A 17,815-nucleotide genomic window follows, 5' to 3' on the forward strand; every position below is an offset into this window, starting at 1 on the left:
CAGGACGATCGCAGATCTGACGAGGAGGCCATTGCCGTAGAGGGAACCGCAAGGACCCACCGGCAATGGCCTTCTTCGTATGTGCACGAGGAGATCTCCATGAATCAGGGCGTGGACCCCCACACCGCATCCGACGACAAGAGCGACCAGGACAAGAAGGGCCGCCGCTTCATGCTGAAGCTGTCGGGCGAGGCCTTCTCCGGTGGCGGAGGACTGGGCGTCGACCCCGACGTCGTCCACGCCATCGCGCGCGAGATCGCCGCGGTGGTCCGCGACGGCGCGGAGATCGCCGTCGTGATCGGCGGCGGCAACTTCTTCCGCGGCGCCGAACTCCAGCAGCGTGGCATGGACCGGGCACGGTCCGACTACATGGGCATGCTCGGAACCGTCATGAACTGCCTCGCACTCCAGGACTTCCTGGAGAAGGAGGGCATCGACTCCCGCGTGCAGACCGCCATCACCATGGGCCAGGTCGCGGAGCCGTACATCCCGCTCCGTGCCGTGCGGCACCTGGAGAAGGGCCGCGTCGTCATCTTCGGCGCGGGCATGGGCATGCCCTACTTCTCCACCGACACCACGGCCGCCCAGCGTGCCCTGGAGATCGACGCCGAGGCCCTGCTCATGGGCAAGAACGGCGTCGACGGGGTCTACGACTCCGACCCGAAGAAGAACCCGGACGCGGTCAAGTTCGACGCGCTGGAGTACAGCGAGGTCCTCTCCCGCGACCTCAAGGTCGCCGACGCCACCGCGATCACGCTGTGCCGCGACAACAAGCTGCCGATCCTCGTGTTCGAGCTGCTCGCCGAGGGCAATATCGCGCGCGCCGTCAAGGGTGAGAAGATCGGCACGCTCGTCAGCGACCAGGAAACCCGGGCCTGAGCGGTCCGCCGCCGGACCGAGCCCGGACCGGCCCCGCCGGCCCCGCCCGCCTGAACCATCCATTCAAGACATGCAGGAGCACGTGGTGACCGAAGAGATCCTCCTCGAGGCCGAGGAGAAGATGGAAAAGGCCGTCGTCGTCGCCAAGGAAGACTTCGCCGCGATTCGCACCGGCCGTGCGCACCCGGCGATGTTCAACAAGATCGTGGCGGACTACTACGGTGCCATCACGCCCATCAACCAGCTCGCGTCCTTCTCGGTGCCCGAGCCGCGCATGGCGATCGTGACCCCGTTCGACAAGAGCGCCCTGCGCAACATCGAGCAGGCCATCCGCGACTCCGACCTCGGTGTCAACCCGAGCAACGACGGCAGCATCATCCGGGTGACCTTCCCCGAGCTGACGCAGGACCGCCGCAAGGAGTACATCAAGGTCGCCCGCACCAAGGCCGAGGACTCCAAGGTCTCCATCCGCGCCGTGCGCCGCAAGGCCAAGGACGCCCTCGACAAGCTCGTCAAGGACAAGGAAGCCGGCGAGGACGAGGTCCGTCGCGCGGAGAAGGAGCTCGACGACACCACCGCGAAGTACGTCGCGCAGGTGGACGAGCTCCTCAAGCACAAGGAAGCCGAGCTCCTCGAAGTCTGATGAACGACACTTCCTGGCAGCCGGAGCCGGTTCCGGCGGGTCCCGCATACGATGCGCAGGTGGGCCCGCACACTCGGCCCATGCCCATCGTGCCCGATGCCGCCGGCCGTGACTTCGACGACCGGGAAGCACGCGATCGGGGGGCCGCCCTGGACGGCGGCCCCCTCTTCCGCGCCGATACGCCGCCGCAGGAGCCCATGCCCAGCCCCCCGCCTCCGCATGCCCCGCAGCCGCAGGACGCCTCGCCCCCGCCGCCGAAGAAGCGCGCGGGCCGGGACCTGCGCGCCGCCATAGGGGTCGGCGTCGGCCTCGGCGCGGTGATCTTCGCCTCGCTGCTGATCGTCAAGGCGGTCTTCGTCGGCGTCGTCGTCGTCGCCGTCGTCGTGGGCCTGTGGGAGCTCACCTCCCGGCTGCAGGAGAAGAAGGGCATCAAGGCCCCGCTGGTCCCGCTCGCGGTCGGCGGCGCGGCCATGGTCATCGCCGGCTACGTCCGGGGGGCCGAGGGCGCCTGGGTCGCCATGGCCCTGACCGTGCTGGCGGTCCTGGTGTGGCGGATGACCGAACCGCCCGAGGACTACCTCAAGGACGTCACCGCGGGCGCCTTCGCGGCGTTCTACGTGCCGTTCCTGGCCACCTTCGTCGCGATGCTGCTCACCGCCGACGACGGCGCCGAGCGCGTGATCACCTTCCTGCTCCTCACCGTGGTCAGCGACACCGGGGCCTACGCGGTCGGCTGGCGCTTCGGGAAGCACAAGCTCGCGCCGCGCATCAGCCCCGGAAAGACCCGCGAGGGACTGTTCGGCGCGGTGGCCTTCGCGATGGCGGCCGGCGCGCTGTGCATGGAGTTCCTGATCGACGGCGGCGCCTGGTGGCAGGGCCTGCTGCTCGGCCTCGCGGTCGCGGTCAGCGCCACCCTGGGCGATCTCGGCGAGTCGATGATCAAGCGGGACCTGGGCATCAAGGACATGGGCACCCTGCTGCCGGGCCACGGCGGCATCATGGACCGGCTCGATTCGCTGCTGCCGACGGCGCCGGTGGTCTGGCTGCTGCTGGCGGCCTTCGTGGGCACGGGCTGACCTGCGAAAAGGCGGCGTGTGACGCCGGGCGGTTACTCTTGAAAGGCGCGCTGCTTCTGCGGCGCGCCTTTCGTCTTACAAGGAGTACCTGCCATGGCCCGCCCCGTTCCGGGAGAGCTCACCTTCGTCGCCCCTCGCGGGGCCAAGAAGCCGCCCCGGCACCTCGCCGACATGACCCCGGCCGAGCGCCGCGAGGCGGTCGCCGCGATCGGCGAGAAGCCGTTCCGGGCCAAGCAGCTCTCCCAGCACTACTTCGCGCGCTACGCGCACGACCCGGCCGAGTGGACCGACATCCCGGCGGGGTCGCGCGAGAAGCTCCAGCAGGAGCTGCTCCCCGATCTGATGAACGTCATCCGCCACATCAGCTGTGACGACGACACCACGCGCAAGACCCTGTGGAAGCTGCACGACGGCACGCTCGTCGAGTCCGTGCTGATGCGCTACCCCGACCGGGTCACCATGTGCATCTCCTCGCAGGCCGGCTGCGGCATGAACTGCCCGTTCTGCGCCACCGGCCAGGCGGGCCTCGACCGCAACCTCTCCACCGCCGAGATCGTGCACCAGATCGTCGACGGCATGCGCGCGCTGCGCGACGGCGAGGTCCCGGGCGGCCCGGCGCGCCTGTCGAACATCGTCTTCATGGGCATGGGCGAGCCGCTGGCCAACTACAACCGCGTGGTCGGCGCCATCCGCCGGCTCACCGACCCCGAGCCCGATGGCCTGGGCCTGTCGCAGCGCGGCATCACGGTCTCCACCGTCGGCCTGGTCCCGGCCATGCTGCGGTTCGCCGACGAGGGCTTCAAGTGCCGTCTCGCCGTCTCGCTGCACGCGCCCGACGACGAGCTGCGCGACACCCTGGTCCCCGTGAACACCCGCTGGAACGTCCGCGAGGTGCTCGGCGCGGCCTGGGAGTACGCGGAGAAGTCCGGCCGGCGGATCTCCATCGAGTACGCCCTGATCCGCGACATCAACGACCAGGCCTGGCGCGGTGACCTGCTGGGCAAGCTGCTCAAGGGCAAGCGCGTCCACGTCAACCTGATCCCGCTGAACCCCACGCCGGGCTCGAAGTGGACCGCCTCGCGCCCCGAGGACGAGAAGGCCTTCGTCGAGGCCATCGCCCGCCACGGCGTGCCGGTGACCGTACGGGACACCCGCGGCCAGGAGATCGACGGCGCGTGCGGCCAGCTCGCCGCCTCGGAGCGCTAGGTTCCGCTTCTGTTCGACGTGATTCGGCCACGGGGTACCCTGTGGCCGAACCAATTTCATATTCCGACAGGGGAGCGCCACAGCGCTGAGAGTGCGGTATCCGTCATCCGCAGACCCTCTGAACCTCGCCCCGGTCATTCGGGGTAGGAAGTTCGGTCACCACTCTTGCTGTTGCGCCCTGCCCGGCGTCCGCTCGCGTAGAGCGCCGGGCAGGGCCGCGTCTTCTCCTGGACATCCCAGGAGGAATTCACCAATGAGCACCACCAAGAAGCTGGCGGGCGTCGCACTCGCGGCCGCGCTGGGCGTCACCACGCTCAGCGCCTGCGGCGGCGGCGACGCCGAGGACAAGACCGCGGGCGCGAGCGACGCCCCGAAGTCCAAGACCGTCACGCTCGTCTCCCACGACTCCTTCAACGTGACCGACACGGTCCTCAAGGAGTTCGAGCAGCAGAGCGGCTACACCGTCAAGGTGCTGAAGTCCGGGGACGCGGGCGCGGCACTGAACCAGGAGATCCTCACCAAGGGCTCCCCGCGCGGCGACGTCTTCTTCGGCGTGGACAACACCCTCCTCTCGCGCGCCCTCGACAACGGCATCTTCACGCCGTACGAGGCCAAGGGCCTGGCCGAGGTGAAGCCCGAGTACGTCCTCGACAAGGAGCACCGGGTCACCCCGGTCGACTCCGGCGACATCTGCGTCAACTACGACAAGGCGTACTTCGCCGACAAGAAGATCGCCCCGCCGCAGACGCTGGACGACCTGATCAAGCCGGAGTACAAGAACCTCCTGGTCACCGAGAACGCCGCGACCTCCTCGCCCGGCCTCGGCTTCCTCCTCGCCTCCGTCGGCAAGTACGGCGAGGACGGCTGGAAGGACTACTGGAGCAAGCTCAAGGCCAACGGCGTCGAGGTCGTCGACGGCTGGGAGCAGGCCTACAACGAGCGCTTCTCCGGCTCCGCGGGCGGCAAGAAGGCCAAGGGCGACCGCCCGCTGGTCGTCTCCTACGCCTCCAGCCCGCCGGTCGAGGTGCTGTACGGCGAGCCGCAGCCGGCCGAGGCCCCGACGGGCGTCTCCACCGGCACCTGCTTCCGCCAGGTCGAGTTCGCGGGCCTGCTGAAGGGGGCGAAGAACGAGCCGGGCGGCAAGGCCCTGCTGGACTTCCTGGTCAGCAAGAAGTTCCAGGAGGACATGCCGCTGCAGATGTTCGTGAACCCCGTGACGAAGGACGCGGCCCTGCCGGAGCTGTTCACCAAGCACGGAGTGGTGGTCGAGAAGCCGGAGAACGTGGCTCCCGAGACCATCGCCAAGAACCGTGAGCAGTGGGTCAAGGCATGGACCGCGCTCGTCGTGAAGTAAGCGGTACCAAGGAGCCGGGCGCGGCGTCGGGGGGCGCCGCGCCCGGCCCCGGCCCCCGTGGGCGCGGCCGGGCGACCGCCGTACGGCTCGCCCTGATGGCCGTGCCACTGGCCTTCTTCGGACTGTTCTTCGCCTACCCCGTCGCCTCGATCGTCGGGCGCGGCCTCAAGACGGACGAGGGCTGGCAGTTCGGCCGGATCGGCGAGGTGCTGACCCGGCCCGACATCGCCGGCGTGCTGTGGTTCACCACCTGGCAGGCGCTCGCCTCCACCGTGCTCACGCTGCTGATCGCGCTCCCCGGCGCGTACGTCTTCGCGCGCTTCGAGTTCCCCGGCAAGCAACTGCTGCGGGCCGTGGTGACCGTTCCCTTCGTGCTGCCGACCGTGGTCGTCGGCACCGCCTTCCTCGCGCTGCTGGGACGCGGCGGGCTGATGGACGAGACGATGGGGGTCCGGCTCGACACCACCGTCTGGGCGATCCTCCTCGCGCACGTCTTCTTCAACTACGCGGTCATCGTCCGCACCGTCGGCGGGCTGTGGGCGCAGCTCGATCCGCGCCAGGAGGAGGCCGCCCGGGTGCTGGGCGCCGGCCGGTTCGCCGCCTGGCGGCGCGTGACGCTGCCCGCGCTGGCCCCGTCGGTGGCCGCGGCCTCGCTGATGGTCTTCCTGTTCACCTTCAGCTCCTTCGGCGTCGTACTGATCCTGGGCGGGCCCGCGTACTCCACCCTGGAGGTGGAGGTCTACCGGCAGACCGCGCAGCTCCTGGACCTGTCGACGGCCGCCGTGCTGACGATGGTGCAGTTCGCCGCGATCGGCGCGATCCTCGCCCTGCACGCCTGGACCGTGCGCCGGCGCGAGACCGCGCTGCGGCTCGTCGACCCGGGCCGGACCACGCACCGGCCGCGCGGCTGGGCGCAGCGCTCCCTGCTGGGTGGGGTCCTGTCGACCATCGCGCTGCTGATCGTGGCGCCGCTGGCCGTGCTGGTGGAGCGGTCCTTCGACGTCCCCGGCGGATACGGCTTCGGCTTCTACCGGGCGCTGCAGGACGCGGGCGCCGGCGGCGGAACCTTCCTGGTGCCGCCGCTCGAGGCGATCTGGAACTCCCTCCAGTACGCCCTCGCCGCCACCGCGATCGCCCTGTTCATCGGGGGGCTGGCGGCCGCGGTACTGACCCGGCGCGCGGGCCCCTTCGTACGCGGCTTCGACGCGCTGCTGATGCTGCCGCTCGGGGTGTCCGCCGTGACGGTGGGCTTCGGCTTCCTCATCACCCTGGACGAGCCGCCGCTGGACCTGCGGACCTCGTGGATCCTGGTGCCTCTGGCGCAGGCGCTGGTGGGCGTGCCCTTCGTCGTACGGACCATGCTGCCGGTCCTGCGCGCCGTGGACGGGCGGCTGCGGGAGGCGGCGGCCGTGCTCGGCGCGTCGCCGCTGCGGGCCTGGCGGGAGGTGGACCTGCCGCTGGTGCGGCGGGCGCTGCTGATCGCGGCCGGATTCGCCTTCGCGGTGTCGCTGGGGGAGTTCGGCGCGACCGTCTTCATCGCGCGGCCGGACCAGCCGACGCTGCCGGTGGCCGTGGCACGGCTGCTGGGGCGGGCCGGCGAGATGAACTACGGGCAGGCGATGGCCCTGAGCACGATTCTGATGCTGGTGTGCGCGGTGTCCCTGCTGGTGCTGGAGCGACTGCGGCCCGACAAGACCTCCGGAGAGTTCTGATGACCCTGCTTCAGCTGGAAGGGGTGTCGGTCCGGTTCGGTGAGCGCGCGGTCGTCGACTCCGTGGACCTCGCGGTCGCCGAGCACGAGATCGTGTGCGTACTGGGGCCGAGCGGGAGCGGGAAGTCCACGCTGCTGCGGGTCGTCGCCGGGCTCCAGCAGGTGTCCGCGGGCCGGGTGCTGCTGGGCGGGGACGACCAGGCCGGCGTACCCGTGCACCGGCGGGGCGTGGGCCTGATGTTCCAGGACCACCAGCTCTTCCCGCACCGCGACGTGGGCGCCAACGTCTCCTTCGGCCTGCGGATGCGCGGGGGCGGGCGGGCCGGGTACGCGGCCCGGGTCGCGGAACTGCTGGAACTGGTCGGGCTCCCGGGGGCCCAGGGGCGGGCGGTGGCCTCCCTGTCGGGCGGCGAGCAGCAGCGGGTGGCGCTGGCCCGGGCGCTGGCGCCGTCGCCGCGGCTGCTGATGCTGGACGAACCGCTGGGACAGCTGGACCGCGGGCTGCGGGAGCGGCTCGTGGTGGAGCTCCAACAGCTGTTCGCCCGGCTGGGCACGACGGTGCTCGCCGTCACGCACGACCAGGGGGAGGCCTTCGCACTGGCCGACCGGGTCGTGGTGATGCGGGACGGCCGGATCGCGCAGGCCGGGACCCCGCTGGAGGTGTGGCAGCGGCCCGCGTCGGAGTTCGTGGCGCGGTTCCTCGGCTTCGAGAACGTGGTCCCGGCCGTGGTCTCGGGCACGGCGGCCGGGACCCCCTGGGGCAAGGTCCCGGTGCCGGAGGGGTCCCCCGAGGGGGAGCAGCGGCTGCTGATCCGCCCGGCGGGGGTGGTGCTCTGCGCGGCCGGCCTGCGGTGCGAGGTGGTGTCCCGCACCTTCCGCGGCACGCACGTCGCCCTGCTGCTGCGGCCCGAGGCGGGGCCGGTCCTGGAGGCGGAGTGCGGGCTGGAGGGGGCGCCGGCCGCGGGGGACCGGGTCGCGGTGACCTTCACCCCGTCCGAGGTCGTCGTCCTCCCGGTGGCCGGCACCCGCTAGACGGTCCCGGGTCAGGGACGGATGCCGTCACAGGCGATCGGCAGGTGGCGCGGACCGCGCAGGACCGCGTTCTGACGGTACGGCGGCGGGTCCTCCAGCAGCCGGGGGTTCTCCAGCCGGCGGGCGAGTTCGCTCAGGGCGAGCTGGGCCTCCTGGCGGGCCAGCGGCGCCCCGAAGCAGCTGTGGATGCCGCTGCCGAGGCCGAGGTGCTGGATGTCCTTGCGGTCGGGGTCGAAGCGGTCCGGGTTCTCGAACCGCTTCGGGTCGCGGTTGCCGGAGGCCAGGATCAGCCACAGGGAGGCGCCCTTGGGGATGGTGACGCCGGCGACCTCGATGTCGGAGAGGGTGGTGCGCTGGGGGAGCAGCTGCACGGGCGGCTCGTACCGCAGCAGCTCCTCGACGATCGGCACCGACAGGTCCGGGTCCTCGCGCAGCCGCTCGAGGACGTCCGGGTGGCGCAGCAGGGTCAGCATGCCGTTGGTGATGAGGTTGACCGTGGTCTCGTGGCCCGCGATCAGCAGCAGCGCGGAGGTGCTGAGCGCCTCCATGGTGGTCATCGAGCCGTCCGGGCCGTCACCGGTCGCCAGCTGGGACAGCATGTCGTCGCCCGGGTTCTTGCGGCGCTCCTCGATCAGCCCGGCCAGGTACATGCCCAGTTCCATCCGGGCGTCCATGGCGCCCTTGCCGTGCTGGGTGGGGTCCGCGTCCGGGTCGGGGTCCAGGCTGGCGGCCAGGGCCTCCGCCCACACGTGGAACTTCGGCTCGTCCTCGTGGGGCACGCCGAGCAGCCGGCAGATGACCGTCACCGGGAAGGGGTACGCGAACTGGTCGACCAGGTCGACCCGGTCCAGGTTCCCGGTGGTGGCGATGGAGTCGATGAGCCCCGAGACGAGCCCGCCGAGTTCGTCGCGCATGTCGTGCACCCGGTGGGGGGCGTGCGGCGGCCCGAACGGCCGGTTCGTCATCCGCCGCAGGCGGTCGTGGTCCGGCGGGTCGAGCTTGAGGAAGGACGGCGGCAGGGCCGGCCCCGCCCCCTCGTCCTCGGCCTGGCCCAGCGGGTCGTCCCCGGTCGACTTCAGGTTCTTGGCGTCCGAGCTGATCCGCGGGTCGTGCAGGAGGCTCTGGATCTCGTAGTACGTGCTGACCACGTACGGGCCGTCCCCGTCGTGGGACACCGGGGTCTTGCGGAGCTCCTCGTACAGCGGATACGGATTCGCGCGGTTCGCGTAGTCGATGATCTCCCGCAGCAGGGCTTGTGTCATGACGGGTCCTCGTGATCCTCGTGATCCTCGGGGGAGGGCGCGGTGCTGTCTCGGGCGCGGTCAGGGGCGTCCGGGGACGAAGGTCATCTTCCGGTCGGCCGGTGAGTAGCCGCTGAGGGTGATGGTCGGTCCGTGCGTCGGCACCGAAGGGTCCGGGAAGTCCGCCGGTACCGGCTTGTGCCCCTCCGGCCTGCGGTCCACCGTGGAGAACTCCGGGGGGAACGGCGCGGTGGTCTCGATCTGGTGCTCGTAGAACGGGAGCCACCGGCAGTTGTCGAAGGTCACGGCGGCGATCACGCGCCCCTGGTACCCGTACACGGCCGCGAACCGGCGCTCCGCGAGCGAGCCCTGCGTGACGAGGAGCTCGGTCCCCATCGGCGGTACCCCGACCGACTTGATGTTCACCCCGAACTGGGAGGACCAGAACGCCGGCACCCACAGGTGGGGGCGGCGGTCCGCGCTCTCGCTGAGCATGTTGTGCGCGGCGGTGTCGGCCTGGGCGACGGCATTGCCCCAGTGCTCCAGGGACAGGAACTGGTAGCCGAACAGCGCGTGCGGGGAACGGGCCACGTCACCCGCCACGTAGATGTCGTCGGTGACGATGCCGCGGATGTCGAAGGCCCGGCAGCCCGCGTCGCAGGCGATGCCGCGGGGGCCCGCACCCAGTCCGGACCCGGCGAGCCATTCGGTGTTGCGCTGCGCGCCGAGCCCGACGACCACCACATCGGCCTCGACGGTGGACCCGTCGGAGAAGTGGGCGGCGCGGACCCGTCCGGCGGGATCGCCCTCCAGCCCGGTCACCATGACCCCGGTGCGCAGGTCCACCCCGTTCTCGCGGTGCATCTCGGCCGCGATCTCGCCGATCACCCCGCCGAGCGCGCCGACCAGCGGCGCCGCTGCCCGTTCGGCGACGGTGACGTCCAGGCCGCGTTCCCGGCAGGCGGAGGCGATCTCGGACCCGGTGAAGCCGGCTCCGATGACGAGCACCCGGCGGGGTCCGGCGGCGAGGGCCTGTTGCAGTGCTTCGCCGTCGTCGCGGGTGCGCAGGACGAAGACTCCCTTGAGGGCGCCCTCCTCCGCGTTGGGCCAGGGCCGCGCCCGGACGCCGGTGGCGATCAGCAGCCGGTCGTACTCCACCTCGTCGCCGTTGCCGAGCCGGACCCGGCGGGCGGCCATGTCCAGACCCGTGGCGGGGACCCCGAGGCGCCAGTCGGCGTCGATCGCCCGGCGTCGGGGGAGTGCCGTGTGGTCCGCCACCGCGTTGCCCAGCAGGACCTGCTTGGACAGCGGGGGCCGGTCGTAGGGCTCGTACGGTTCGTCGCCGATCATCGTGAGCGAACCGGCGAAGCCCTTCTCGCGCATGGTCTCGGCGGCCCGCAGACCCGCCAGCGAGGCGCCGACGACGACGATGCGGCCCTGGCGCTTGAGGCGCTCCAGGGACCCGTCGTGTGTTCCTGCACCGGTCACCGCGGGCCTCCCGAGTGAGATCCGGCTCCGGCCACGGCATCCGGGGCGGCCATCTTCGCCATGTCCTCGTCCGTGATCTCCAGGATGATGGCCTGGACCGGACAGGCGGCCACGGCGCGCAGGACGTTCTCGCGCTGCTCGGGATCGGCGTCCGGGTTGTACAGCAGCGACTCGTCGCCGTGCATGGCGAAGACATCGGGTGCGAGGAAAGCGCACTGGGCGTATCCCTGGCAGCGGTTGAGGTCGACGACAAGCCTCATGACGGTTCTGCCTTTCCCTCGGCTGTCCATCCCCGTCACCCCCGCAAACCCCGGTTCCTCCCCTTCCCACCAGCATGCACGCGGCACCCGAAGGCCGCCTGCCGGAGAAAGGATCAGCAGGTCAGAGCGGATCGGTGGGGTCCGGAGGGGTCCTTCGGGCGGTGCCGCGCCGGACCCGCAGGACGTACAGGCTGAGGATCAGCGCCCAGGCCGGGAACAGCAGCTCGGACCAGGGCACTCCGGAGCCGATCACGAGCAGGAGCAGACCGACGACGGTGCCCAGCACGGCCAGCGGCCGGGGGAAGACGCCGAGCATCCGCCCGATGGTCGAGGTCGCGAGGACGAAGACGGCCGCCATCCGCATGGCGTACGTCGCGAGGAGGGTGTAGGCGTAGTGGCGGCCGAAATCGGACGGCGTCTCCTCGGCCAGCACCGTGCCCGCGGCCGCGGCGGCGGCGAACAGCGTGGCCACGAAGACGAATCCGCTGCCGAGGAACACGGTGGCCACGAACCGGTCCTCGGCCGCGCCCGTGTGCGCGCGCAGGGCGCCCATGAACCAGAGGAAGAAGATGCCCGCGAAGGGCACGATCTCCAGCGCCACTTGGACCGCCCAGCGACGGTCCGGGGCGATGGGCGTGTTGGCGTTGCCCGACGGGACGGCGATCCGCATCAGGACGATCGCCGCCGCGAGCAGCAGGGCGAAGGCGATTCCGGCCATTCCGGCCGCGCGCGGTGTGTCCAGCCGATCGGTCGTGGGCTTCATGGACCCTCACTCTCTCCCCCGGTCCAGCAAGCGGCAGCCGCTGCCGCGCCACCACCGGGGGCGGCCGACCGGGTGAGTGCGCCCGGCCGGCCCGGCGGGTCAGCCGACCGGCTCCGGCACCGGGGTCCCCGCCTCCTCCTCGGCGCCCTCGTGCTTGCCGTACCAGGCGACGGCCACCGCGCCCGCGACGGCCAGGACGAAGCCGAGGACCGCGAGCCAGGCCAGGCCCGGGCGGGAGGCGTCACCGAGCCAGAGCACGCCGATCGCGCCCGGGAGCACGGTCTCGCCGACGACCAGGGCCGCCGTGGCGCCGTTCACCGAACCGATCTGGAGGGCGACCGTGTGCAGGTACATGCCACCGATGCCCGCCACCAGAATGGCGTAGAGGGCCGGGTCGGAGAGGAAGGTGCCGAGGTCGAACGGGTCCACGCCGTCCAGGATCCGGACGCCGACGCCGAGCGCGCCGAAGCCCAGGCCCGACAGCAGGCCCGCCAGGATCGCCGCGCCGCCGCCGAGGAGGCGCACCGCGACCGTGCCGCCCACCATCAGCAGCAGCGTGATCCCCAGCAGCCACCAGTGCGTGGACATCGGCGCGTGGTGGCCGCCCTCGTGGCCGGCCGCCGTCGCCAGCAGCACCAGCGCCGTGCAGACGACGCCGATGGAGGTCCACTCCTTCCGGGTCAGCCGGATGCCCAGCATCTTCACGCTCAGCACGGCCGTGATCACCAGGTTGGCGCTGATGACCGTCTGCGACAGGAACAGGGGGAGGAGGCGGGCGGCCAGGGCGCCGAGCCCGAAGCCCACGAAGTCCAGGATCGTGCCGACGATGAATTCCCAGGTCATCGCCGCCTTCGCGGTGGACGACAGGTTGGGTCCGCCGTGGGCGGTCACCCCGGCGGCGGTGGGGGACATCCGTGCGGCGCGGCGCGACCCGACGGCTTGCAGCACGGATCCCGTGCCGTAGCAGATGGACGCCGCGACAGCGGTCAGCAGGCCTATGAGCACCAAAGGCTCCGTTCACGTCTGGCAGGTTTTGCGGTACCTCTGCCAGACGTGAGAACGGGCCGGGCGGTTGCCTGCGGAGCTCAGCGCATTGACGCGAGAACGCCGGGGACCTCGTCCACCGAGTCGACCAGCGCGATCCGGGACTCCATCGCGCGGCCGCGGGCCAGGGCCTGGAGCAGGGGCCAGGCCGGGAGGTGCTCGGTCCAGTGGGTGCGGCCGACCAGGATCATCGGGGCCGGCTCGCCCCGGGACCCGTAGTAGTTCGGGGTGCCGTTGTCGAAGATCTCCTGGACCGTGCCCGCGGCGCCGGGCAGGAAGACCACGCCCGCGGTGGACCGGGCCAGCAGACCGTCCTCCCGGGTGGCGTTCGCGAAGTACTTCGCTATGTGCCCCGCGAAGGGGTTCGGCGGCTCGTGCCCGTAGAACCAGGTCGGAATGCCCACCGAGTCGCCGCCGCCGGGCCAGCGCTCCCGTACGGCGAAGGCCGCGCCCGCCCAGTCGGACACCGACGGCGCGAAGGACGGAGCCTTGGCCAGCATCTCCAGGGCCTCCGCGAGGGCCTCGTCCGGAGCCGGGGCCAGGTAGGCGCCGAGGTTGGCGGCCTCCATCGCGCCGGGGCCGCCGCCGGTGGCCACGGTCAGCCCGGACCGGGTCAGGGCCCGGCCCAGCTCCGCCGCGCCGCGGTAGTCCGTACCGCCGCGGGACATGGCGTGGCCGCCCATCACGCCGACGACCCGGGCGCCGACGAGGTGTTCGTCGAGGGCGTCCGATATGGCGTCGTCGTGGATGGACCGGAGCATGGAGGAGAAGACGTCGCCGTCGGCCTTGGTCTCCTGGAACCAGGCGTAGGCCAGGGCGTCGGGGGTGGCCTCGTACCCGTCGGGGAGCCCGGCGAAGAGCTCCTCGGGCGTGTAGAGCAGGCCCCGGTACGGGTTGAACGGCAGGTCCGGGACGGGCGGGAAGACCAGCGCGCCGTCGGCGCGGACCTTCGACGCGGCGTCGGGCTCCATCGCGCAGCCCAGGAACACGGCTGCCGAGGTGTCGGCGGAGAGCAGGGCGAAGGTCCGCTCCAGCAGGTTGACCGACTGGATCCGGTAGCCGCTGAGGGAGCCGCGTGCCACGACCTGGTCGAATTCGGCGAGCGTCTCGATCTCGGTGTCGATGTATCCGTTGACCATTCGGCCCACCCTAAGGGCTGCCCACGTCAGCGGGTCAGTGCCAGCGACGTCAGCTGCGCCACACCCCAGCTGAGCGGAACGCACACCGCCACGAGCGCGCCGGCCCGCAGACTCGCCGCCGTACGCAGGACCTTGGCGGGAGCGCCCAGGTCGAGCAGGGCCTCGCGCGCGGCGCTCCGGCTGCGGCGGGCCTCCACCGCGGATGTGAGAAGGGTCGCGGCCGCGCACAGTGCCACGAGCGCGGCGGCCGGACCGGTCAGCGGGCCCAGCGGGACGAGCGGCCCGCCCCCGTCGCGCAGGGCCAGGGCGGTGAGGGCGCCGACGCCGACCGAGCACAGCACCCCGAGCGGCGGGCCGATCCGGGGAGCGTCCTCCTGGAGGACCCGCCCGGCCAGCAGCCGCAGCGCGCCCGGGCGCACGGCCTGGACCAGGCTCCCGGAGGCGTAGGCGAGGCCCGGCCCGGCGAGGGCGAGCCCGATCGCGGTCAGCGCCCAGCCGGCGAGCATTCCGGGGCCGCTGCGGCCCGCGTAGGCCTCGGCGGCGAGCCCGCAGGCGGTCAGCGCGATCCCCCAGGGCAGGCCGGTCTGCGGGGCCAGCGGCCGGTGCGGGCGCAGGGCGAGGACGGTGACGGCCGAGGCGGTCAGCGGGACCAGGGCCAGCAGGGTGAGGGCGGCCGCCACGGGCAGCGGCTGGTCCGCATGGAGCAGCGCGGCCCCGGCTCCGTCGAACGGCAGCCCGGCCAGGTCCCCGCGCAGGTGGAGGAAGGCGGCCAGGGCCACGGCGCTGCCCAGGGCGCAGGCGACGGCGGTGGAGATCGCGGCGACCAGGGCGAGCCGTACGGGTCCCAGCCCGGCGGCGTCCATTCCCTCGCGGGGCCGGTTCGCGGGGTCGGCCCGGGCCACGGCCACGGCGAAGTGGACGGTGACGGCCAGCGGGATCAGGGCCCACAGCAGGCGAGGGAACGATCCGGCGGGCCGGGCCACGGCCCCGGCGAGTACGGAGAGCAGCAGGAACCCGGTCCCGGCCGAGGCGGCGGCGACGAGGAGCCGCCGCAGCTGGACGAGCGGCCGGGAACCGCGGGCTAGGCGGAGAGCGAGCACGCGGCCTGGCCCTCCGGGGTGTCGGGGACGGGAGAGGAGGCGGCCGCGGTCCCCGCGAGCCGGCCGTCGAGCAGCGCCAGGCGGCGGTCCGCGACGGCCGCGGTGGCCTCGTCGTGGGTGGCCAGCAGCACGGTGATCTCGTGGGACCGGGCCGCGGTGGTGAGCGTCCGCAGCAGCAGGGCCCGCTCGGCCCGGTGCAGCGGGGCCGTGGGATCGTCGGCGAAGATCACCGCGGGCTCGTTGACCAGGGCCCGGGCCAGCGCGACCCGCTGGGACTCGGCGCGGGTCAGGGAGCCGGGGCGCTTGCGGGCGAATCCGCCGATGTCGAGGCGGTCCAGCCATTCGCAGGCGGCGTTCTTGGCGACGCGGTGGGGGGCTCCGGCGAGGAGCAGCGGCAGGGCGGCGTTCTCCCAGACCTTCAGCTCGGGCAGCAGCTGAGGCTCCGGGCCGATCCAGCCGAACCGGTCGCGGCGCAGCCGCTCGCGTGCCAGCGCGCCCATGGTGTGCACGGGGACGCTGTTGAACCAGACCTCGCCCTGCTCGGGCCGCAGCTGCCCGGAGAGGCAGCGGAGCAGGGTGGTCTTGCCGCTGCCGCGGGGACCGGTCAGGGCCAGGATCTCGCCCTGGCGGACTCCCACGGAGACCCCGACGAGAGCGGGGGATCCTCCCCCGGACTTCGTCCGGGGGCACTCCCAGTGGGAGTACTGAAGGGACCGCGCCCAGAGAACGTCATTGTCAGGCGGGGCATTGTCCGGTGGAGCCACCATGGCGTACACCTCCGTCCGGGGGAACGAAGCGGAGCCGGTTCGGTCACTGGCGCCGCAATGAGATGTAAAGAGATGAACGTCTTGGATGGTGACAGCACACGGCCCGGACCCCCGCGTTCTCACTCGAACGGAGGATCCGGGCCGTGTGATCGGACGATTGCAGCCTCGGACGATTTACATCCCGGCCGGTCCGGTGGACCTGCTTACAGCTTCGTCCATGCCTCGGTGAGCACCGAGCGCAAGATGCCTTCGATCTCGTCGAAGGTGCCCTGGTCCGCGATCAGCGGCGGCGCCAGCTGGATGACCGGGTCACCGCGGTCGTCGGCCCGGCAGTACAGGCCGTTCTCGAACAGCGCCTTGGAGAGGAAGCCGTAGAGCACGCGCTCCGTCTCCTCGTCCGTGAAGGACTCCTTGGTGTCCTTGTCCTTGACGAGCTCGATGCCGTAGAAGTAGCCGTTGCCGCGGACGTCGCCGACGATCGGCAGGTCGTGCAGCTTCTTCAGCGTCGAGAAGAAGGCGTCCTCGTTGTCCAGCACGTGCTGGTTGAGGCCCTCCTTGTCGAAGATGTCGAGGTTGGCCAGCGCGACCGCCGAAGAGACCGGGTGGCCGCCGAAGGTGTAGCCGTGCAGGAAGGTGTTGTCGCCCTTGTAGAAGGGCTCCGCGAGGCGGTCGGAGATGATGCAGGCGCCGATCGGGGAGTAACCCGAGGTCATGCCCTTGGCGCAGGTGATCATGTCCGGCACGTAGTCGAACTTGTCACAGGCGAACATCGTGCCCAGACGGCCGAACGCGCAGATCGTCTCGTCGGAGACGAGCAGGACGTCGTACTCGTCGCAGATCTCGCGGACCCGCTGGAAGTACCCGGGCGGCGGCGGGAAGCAGCCGCCGGCGTTCTGCACCGGCTCCAGGAAGACGGCGGCGACGGTGTCGGCGCCCTCGAAGAGGATCTCCTGCTCGATCTGGTCGGCGCACCAGCGGCCGTAGGCCTCGGGGTCGTCGCCGTAGATCGGGGCGCGGTAGATGTTGGTGTTCGGCACCTTGTGCGCGCCGGGGACCAGCGGCTCGAAGGGGGCCTTCAGAGCCGGCAGGCCCGTGATGGACAGGGCGCCCTGCGGGGTGCCGTGGTAGGCGACCGCACGCGAGATGACCTTGTACTTGGTGTGCTTGCCCTGCAGCTTGAAGTACTGCTTGGCGAGCTTCCAGGCGGTCTCGACGGCCTCGCCGCCACCGGTGGTGAAGAAGACCTTGTTCAGGTCGCCCGGGGCGTAGTGCGCGAGGCGCTCGGCGAGCTCGACGGCCTTGGGGTGCGCGTACGACCAGATGGGGAAGAACGCGAGTTCCTGCGCCTGCTTGTAGGCGACCTCGGCCAGTTCCTTGCGGCCGTGACCGGCGTTGACCACGAACAGCCCGGCGAGACCGTCGAGGTAGCGCTTGCCCTTGTCGTCCCAGATGTAGGTGCCCTCGCCCCGGACGATGGTGGGGACGGGGGAGTTCTCGTAGGACGACATGCGGGTGAAGTGCATCCACAAGTGGTCGTACGCGGTCTTGGAGAGGTCCTGGCTCACGGTTATCGGGTTCCCCACATGTAGGTCTGCTTCTTCAGCTTCAGGTAAACGAAGCTTTCGGTTGATCGCACGCCGGGGAGCGTGCGGATCTTCTTGTTGATCGTTTCGAGCAGGTGGTCGTCGTCCTCGCAGACGATCTCCACCATCAGGTCGAACGACCCTGCGGTCATCACCACGTACTCGCACTCGGCCATGGCGGTCAGTGCATCGGCCACCGGGTCGAGGTCACCCTCGACGTTGATGCCGACCATGGCCTGGCGCCGCAGGCCCACGGTGAGCGGATCGGTGACGGCGACGATCTGCATGACGCCCTGGTCGAGCAGCTTCTGTACGCGTTGGCGCACTGCCGCTTCGGAGAGGCCGACGGCCTTGCCGATCGATGCGTAGGGACGGCGTCCGTCCTCCTGCAGTTGCTCGATGATCGCCAGGGACACAGCATCGACCGAAGGGGACGGTTGTCTGTTCCTGGAATCTGCGCTTCGACTGACCACGACCTCACTGTGCACGAGGGTCGTCTGTTCCGCAAGACGGAATCGATGAAATCCGT

General features: G+C 71.3%; 17 protein-coding genes and 1 riboswitch. Of the genes, 7 read left to right on the forward strand and 10 right to left on the reverse strand.

The features are described 5' to 3' along the window. Nucleotides 1–99: 99 nt before the first annotated feature. The 7 genes from pyrH to ACIPYQ_RS36810 all read left to right on the forward strand — a co-directional run bounded on the left by pyrH (nt 100) and on the right by ACIPYQ_RS36810 (nt 7,901). A complete protein-coding gene (gene pyrH, locus ACIPYQ_RS36780) occupies nt 100–879 on the forward strand; it encodes a UMP kinase (RefSeq protein WP_030016384.1) in 780 nt (259 codons plus the stop codon). 85 nt (nt 880–964) lie between these two features. Continuing rightward, nucleotides 965–1,522, forward strand: coding sequence for a ribosome recycling factor (frr, locus tag ACIPYQ_RS36785; protein ID WP_031144133.1), 558 nt, complete (start codon nt 965–967; stop codon nt 1,520–1,522). Continuing rightward, nucleotides 1,522–2,598 carry a phosphatidate cytidylyltransferase gene (locus ACIPYQ_RS36790; protein WP_401258547.1) on the forward strand — a complete coding sequence of 359 codons (1,077 nt, stop codon included), beginning with the start codon at nt 1,522–1,524 and terminating at the stop codon, nt 2,596–2,598. The genes frr and ACIPYQ_RS36790 overlap by 1 nt, the downstream gene beginning before the upstream one ends. Before the next feature lie 93 nt (nt 2,599–2,691). Beyond that, complete coding sequence (rlmN, locus tag ACIPYQ_RS36795) at nt 2,692–3,804, forward strand: 23S rRNA (adenine(2503)-C(2))-methyltransferase RlmN (protein ID WP_073911009.1); 1,113 nt, start codon at nt 2,692–2,694, stop codon at nt 3,802–3,804. A 58-nt stretch (nt 3,805–3,862) separates the two neighbouring features. Next, nucleotides 3,863–3,972, forward strand: a riboswitch (TPP riboswitch). Nucleotides 3,973–4,057: 85 nt separating this feature from the next. Then, entirely contained in the window at nt 4,058–5,158 is a 1,101-nt protein-coding gene (locus ACIPYQ_RS36800) for a thiamine ABC transporter substrate binding subunit (RefSeq protein ID WP_401258549.1), read from the forward strand. A gap of 95 nt (nt 5,159–5,253) precedes the next feature. Beyond that, on the forward strand, nt 5,254–6,870 hold the full coding sequence (locus tag ACIPYQ_RS36805; RefSeq protein WP_401258603.1) for an ABC transporter permease: 1,617 nt from the start codon (nt 5,254–5,256) through the stop codon (nt 6,868–6,870). Continuing rightward, a complete protein-coding gene (locus ACIPYQ_RS36810; protein ID WP_401258551.1) occupies nt 6,870–7,901 on the forward strand; it encodes an ABC transporter ATP-binding protein in 1,032 nt (343 codons plus the stop codon). Before ACIPYQ_RS36805 ends, ACIPYQ_RS36810 begins: the two co-directional genes overlap by 1 nt. Before the next feature lie 11 nt (nt 7,902–7,912). Here the strand turns inward: ACIPYQ_RS36810 and ACIPYQ_RS36815 are convergent, their stop codons facing one another. From ACIPYQ_RS36815 to ACIPYQ_RS36860, 10 genes are all read right to left on the reverse strand, one after another. Beyond that, nucleotides 7,913–9,163 carry a cytochrome P450 gene (locus ACIPYQ_RS36815; protein ID WP_401258553.1) on the reverse strand — a complete coding sequence of 417 codons (1,251 nt, stop codon included), beginning with the start codon at nt 9,161–9,163 and terminating at the stop codon, nt 7,913–7,915. 60 nt (nt 9,164–9,223) lie between these two features. After that, the gene (locus ACIPYQ_RS36820) at nt 9,224–10,630 is read right to left on the reverse strand and encodes an NAD(P)/FAD-dependent oxidoreductase (RefSeq protein ID WP_401258554.1); all 1,407 of its coding nucleotides are present in this window, start codon (nt 10,628–10,630) and stop codon (nt 9,224–9,226) included. Continuing rightward, nucleotides 10,627–10,890: a ferredoxin gene (locus tag ACIPYQ_RS36825; protein ID WP_361755250.1), complete on the reverse strand. Its 264-nt coding sequence runs from the start codon at nt 10,888–10,890 to the stop codon at nt 10,627–10,629. The genes ACIPYQ_RS36820 and ACIPYQ_RS36825 overlap by 4 nt, the downstream gene beginning before the upstream one ends. A gap of 121 nt (nt 10,891–11,011) precedes the next feature. After that, entirely contained in the window at nt 11,012–11,653 is a 642-nt protein-coding gene (locus tag ACIPYQ_RS36830; RefSeq protein WP_401258556.1) for a hypothetical protein, read from the reverse strand. A 99-nt stretch (nt 11,654–11,752) separates the two neighbouring features. Then, a complete protein-coding gene (locus ACIPYQ_RS36835) occupies nt 11,753–12,658 on the reverse strand; it encodes a hypothetical protein (protein WP_401258558.1) in 906 nt (301 codons plus the stop codon). An 80-nt stretch (nt 12,659–12,738) separates the two neighbouring features. After that, the gene (locus ACIPYQ_RS36840) at nt 12,739–13,836 is read right to left on the reverse strand and encodes an LOG family protein (protein ID WP_401258560.1); all 1,098 of its coding nucleotides are present in this window, start codon (nt 13,834–13,836) and stop codon (nt 12,739–12,741) included. A 26-nt stretch (nt 13,837–13,862) separates the two neighbouring features. Then, the gene (locus ACIPYQ_RS36845; protein ID WP_401258561.1) at nt 13,863–14,936 is read right to left on the reverse strand and encodes a hypothetical protein; all 1,074 of its coding nucleotides are present in this window, start codon (nt 14,934–14,936) and stop codon (nt 13,863–13,865) included. Then, nucleotides 14,918–15,703, reverse strand: a complete 786-nt coding sequence (locus ACIPYQ_RS36850) for an ABC transporter ATP-binding protein (protein WP_401258563.1) — start codon at nt 15,701–15,703, stop codon at nt 14,918–14,920. The genes ACIPYQ_RS36845 and ACIPYQ_RS36850 overlap by 19 nt, the downstream gene beginning before the upstream one ends. Before the next feature lie 203 nt (nt 15,704–15,906). Next, entirely contained in the window at nt 15,907–17,286 is a 1,380-nt protein-coding gene (locus tag ACIPYQ_RS36855) for an aspartate aminotransferase family protein (RefSeq protein ID WP_361755268.1), read from the reverse strand. Then, nucleotides 17,271–17,774, reverse strand: a complete 504-nt coding sequence (locus tag ACIPYQ_RS36860; RefSeq protein ID WP_007266859.1) for an Lrp/AsnC family transcriptional regulator — start codon at nt 17,772–17,774, stop codon at nt 17,271–17,273. Before ACIPYQ_RS36860 ends, ACIPYQ_RS36855 begins: the two co-directional genes overlap by 16 nt. Nucleotides 17,775–17,815: the final 41 nt, after the last annotated feature.

The sequence above is a fragment of the Streptomyces sp. NPDC090045 genome (assembly GCF_044747975.1).
Classification (GTDB): domain Bacteria; phylum Actinomycetota; class Actinomycetes; order Streptomycetales; family Streptomycetaceae; genus Streptomyces.

Excerpts from the sequence above, each read along its gene's own strand:
- ACIPYQ_RS36810 (WP_401258551.1), top strand. The coding sequence starts at position 6,870 with ATGACCCTGCTTCAGCTGGAAGGGGTGTCGGTCCGGTTCGGTGAGCGC.
- ACIPYQ_RS36825 (WP_361755250.1), bottom strand. The coding sequence starts at position 10,890 with ATGAGGCTTGTCGTCGACCTCAACCGCTGCCAGGGATACGCCCAGTGC.
- ACIPYQ_RS36840 (WP_401258560.1), bottom strand. The coding sequence starts at position 13,836 with ATGGTCAACGGATACATCGACACCGAGATCGAGACGCTCGCCGAATTC.
- ACIPYQ_RS36800 (WP_401258549.1), top strand. The coding sequence starts at position 4,058 with ATGAGCACCACCAAGAAGCTGGCGGGCGTCGCACTCGCGGCCGCGCTG.
- ACIPYQ_RS36830 (WP_401258556.1), bottom strand. The coding sequence starts at position 11,653 with ATGAAGCCCACGACCGATCGGCTGGACACACCGCGCGCGGCCGGAATG.
- rlmN (WP_073911009.1), top strand. The coding sequence starts at position 2,692 with ATGGCCCGCCCCGTTCCGGGAGAGCTCACCTTCGTCGCCCCTCGCGGG.
- ACIPYQ_RS36850 (WP_401258563.1), bottom strand. The coding sequence starts at position 15,703 with ATGGTGGCTCCACCGGACAATGCCCCGCCTGACAATGACGTTCTCTGG.
- ACIPYQ_RS36805 (WP_401258603.1), top strand. The coding sequence starts at position 5,254 with ATGGCCGTGCCACTGGCCTTCTTCGGACTGTTCTTCGCCTACCCCGTC.
- pyrH (WP_030016384.1), top strand. The coding sequence starts at position 100 with ATGAATCAGGGCGTGGACCCCCACACCGCATCCGACGACAAGAGCGAC.
- ACIPYQ_RS36815 (WP_401258553.1), bottom strand. The coding sequence starts at position 9,163 with ATGACACAAGCCCTGCTGCGGGAGATCATCGACTACGCGAACCGCGCG.
- ACIPYQ_RS36790 (WP_401258547.1), top strand. The coding sequence starts at position 1,522 with ATGAACGACACTTCCTGGCAGCCGGAGCCGGTTCCGGCGGGTCCCGCA.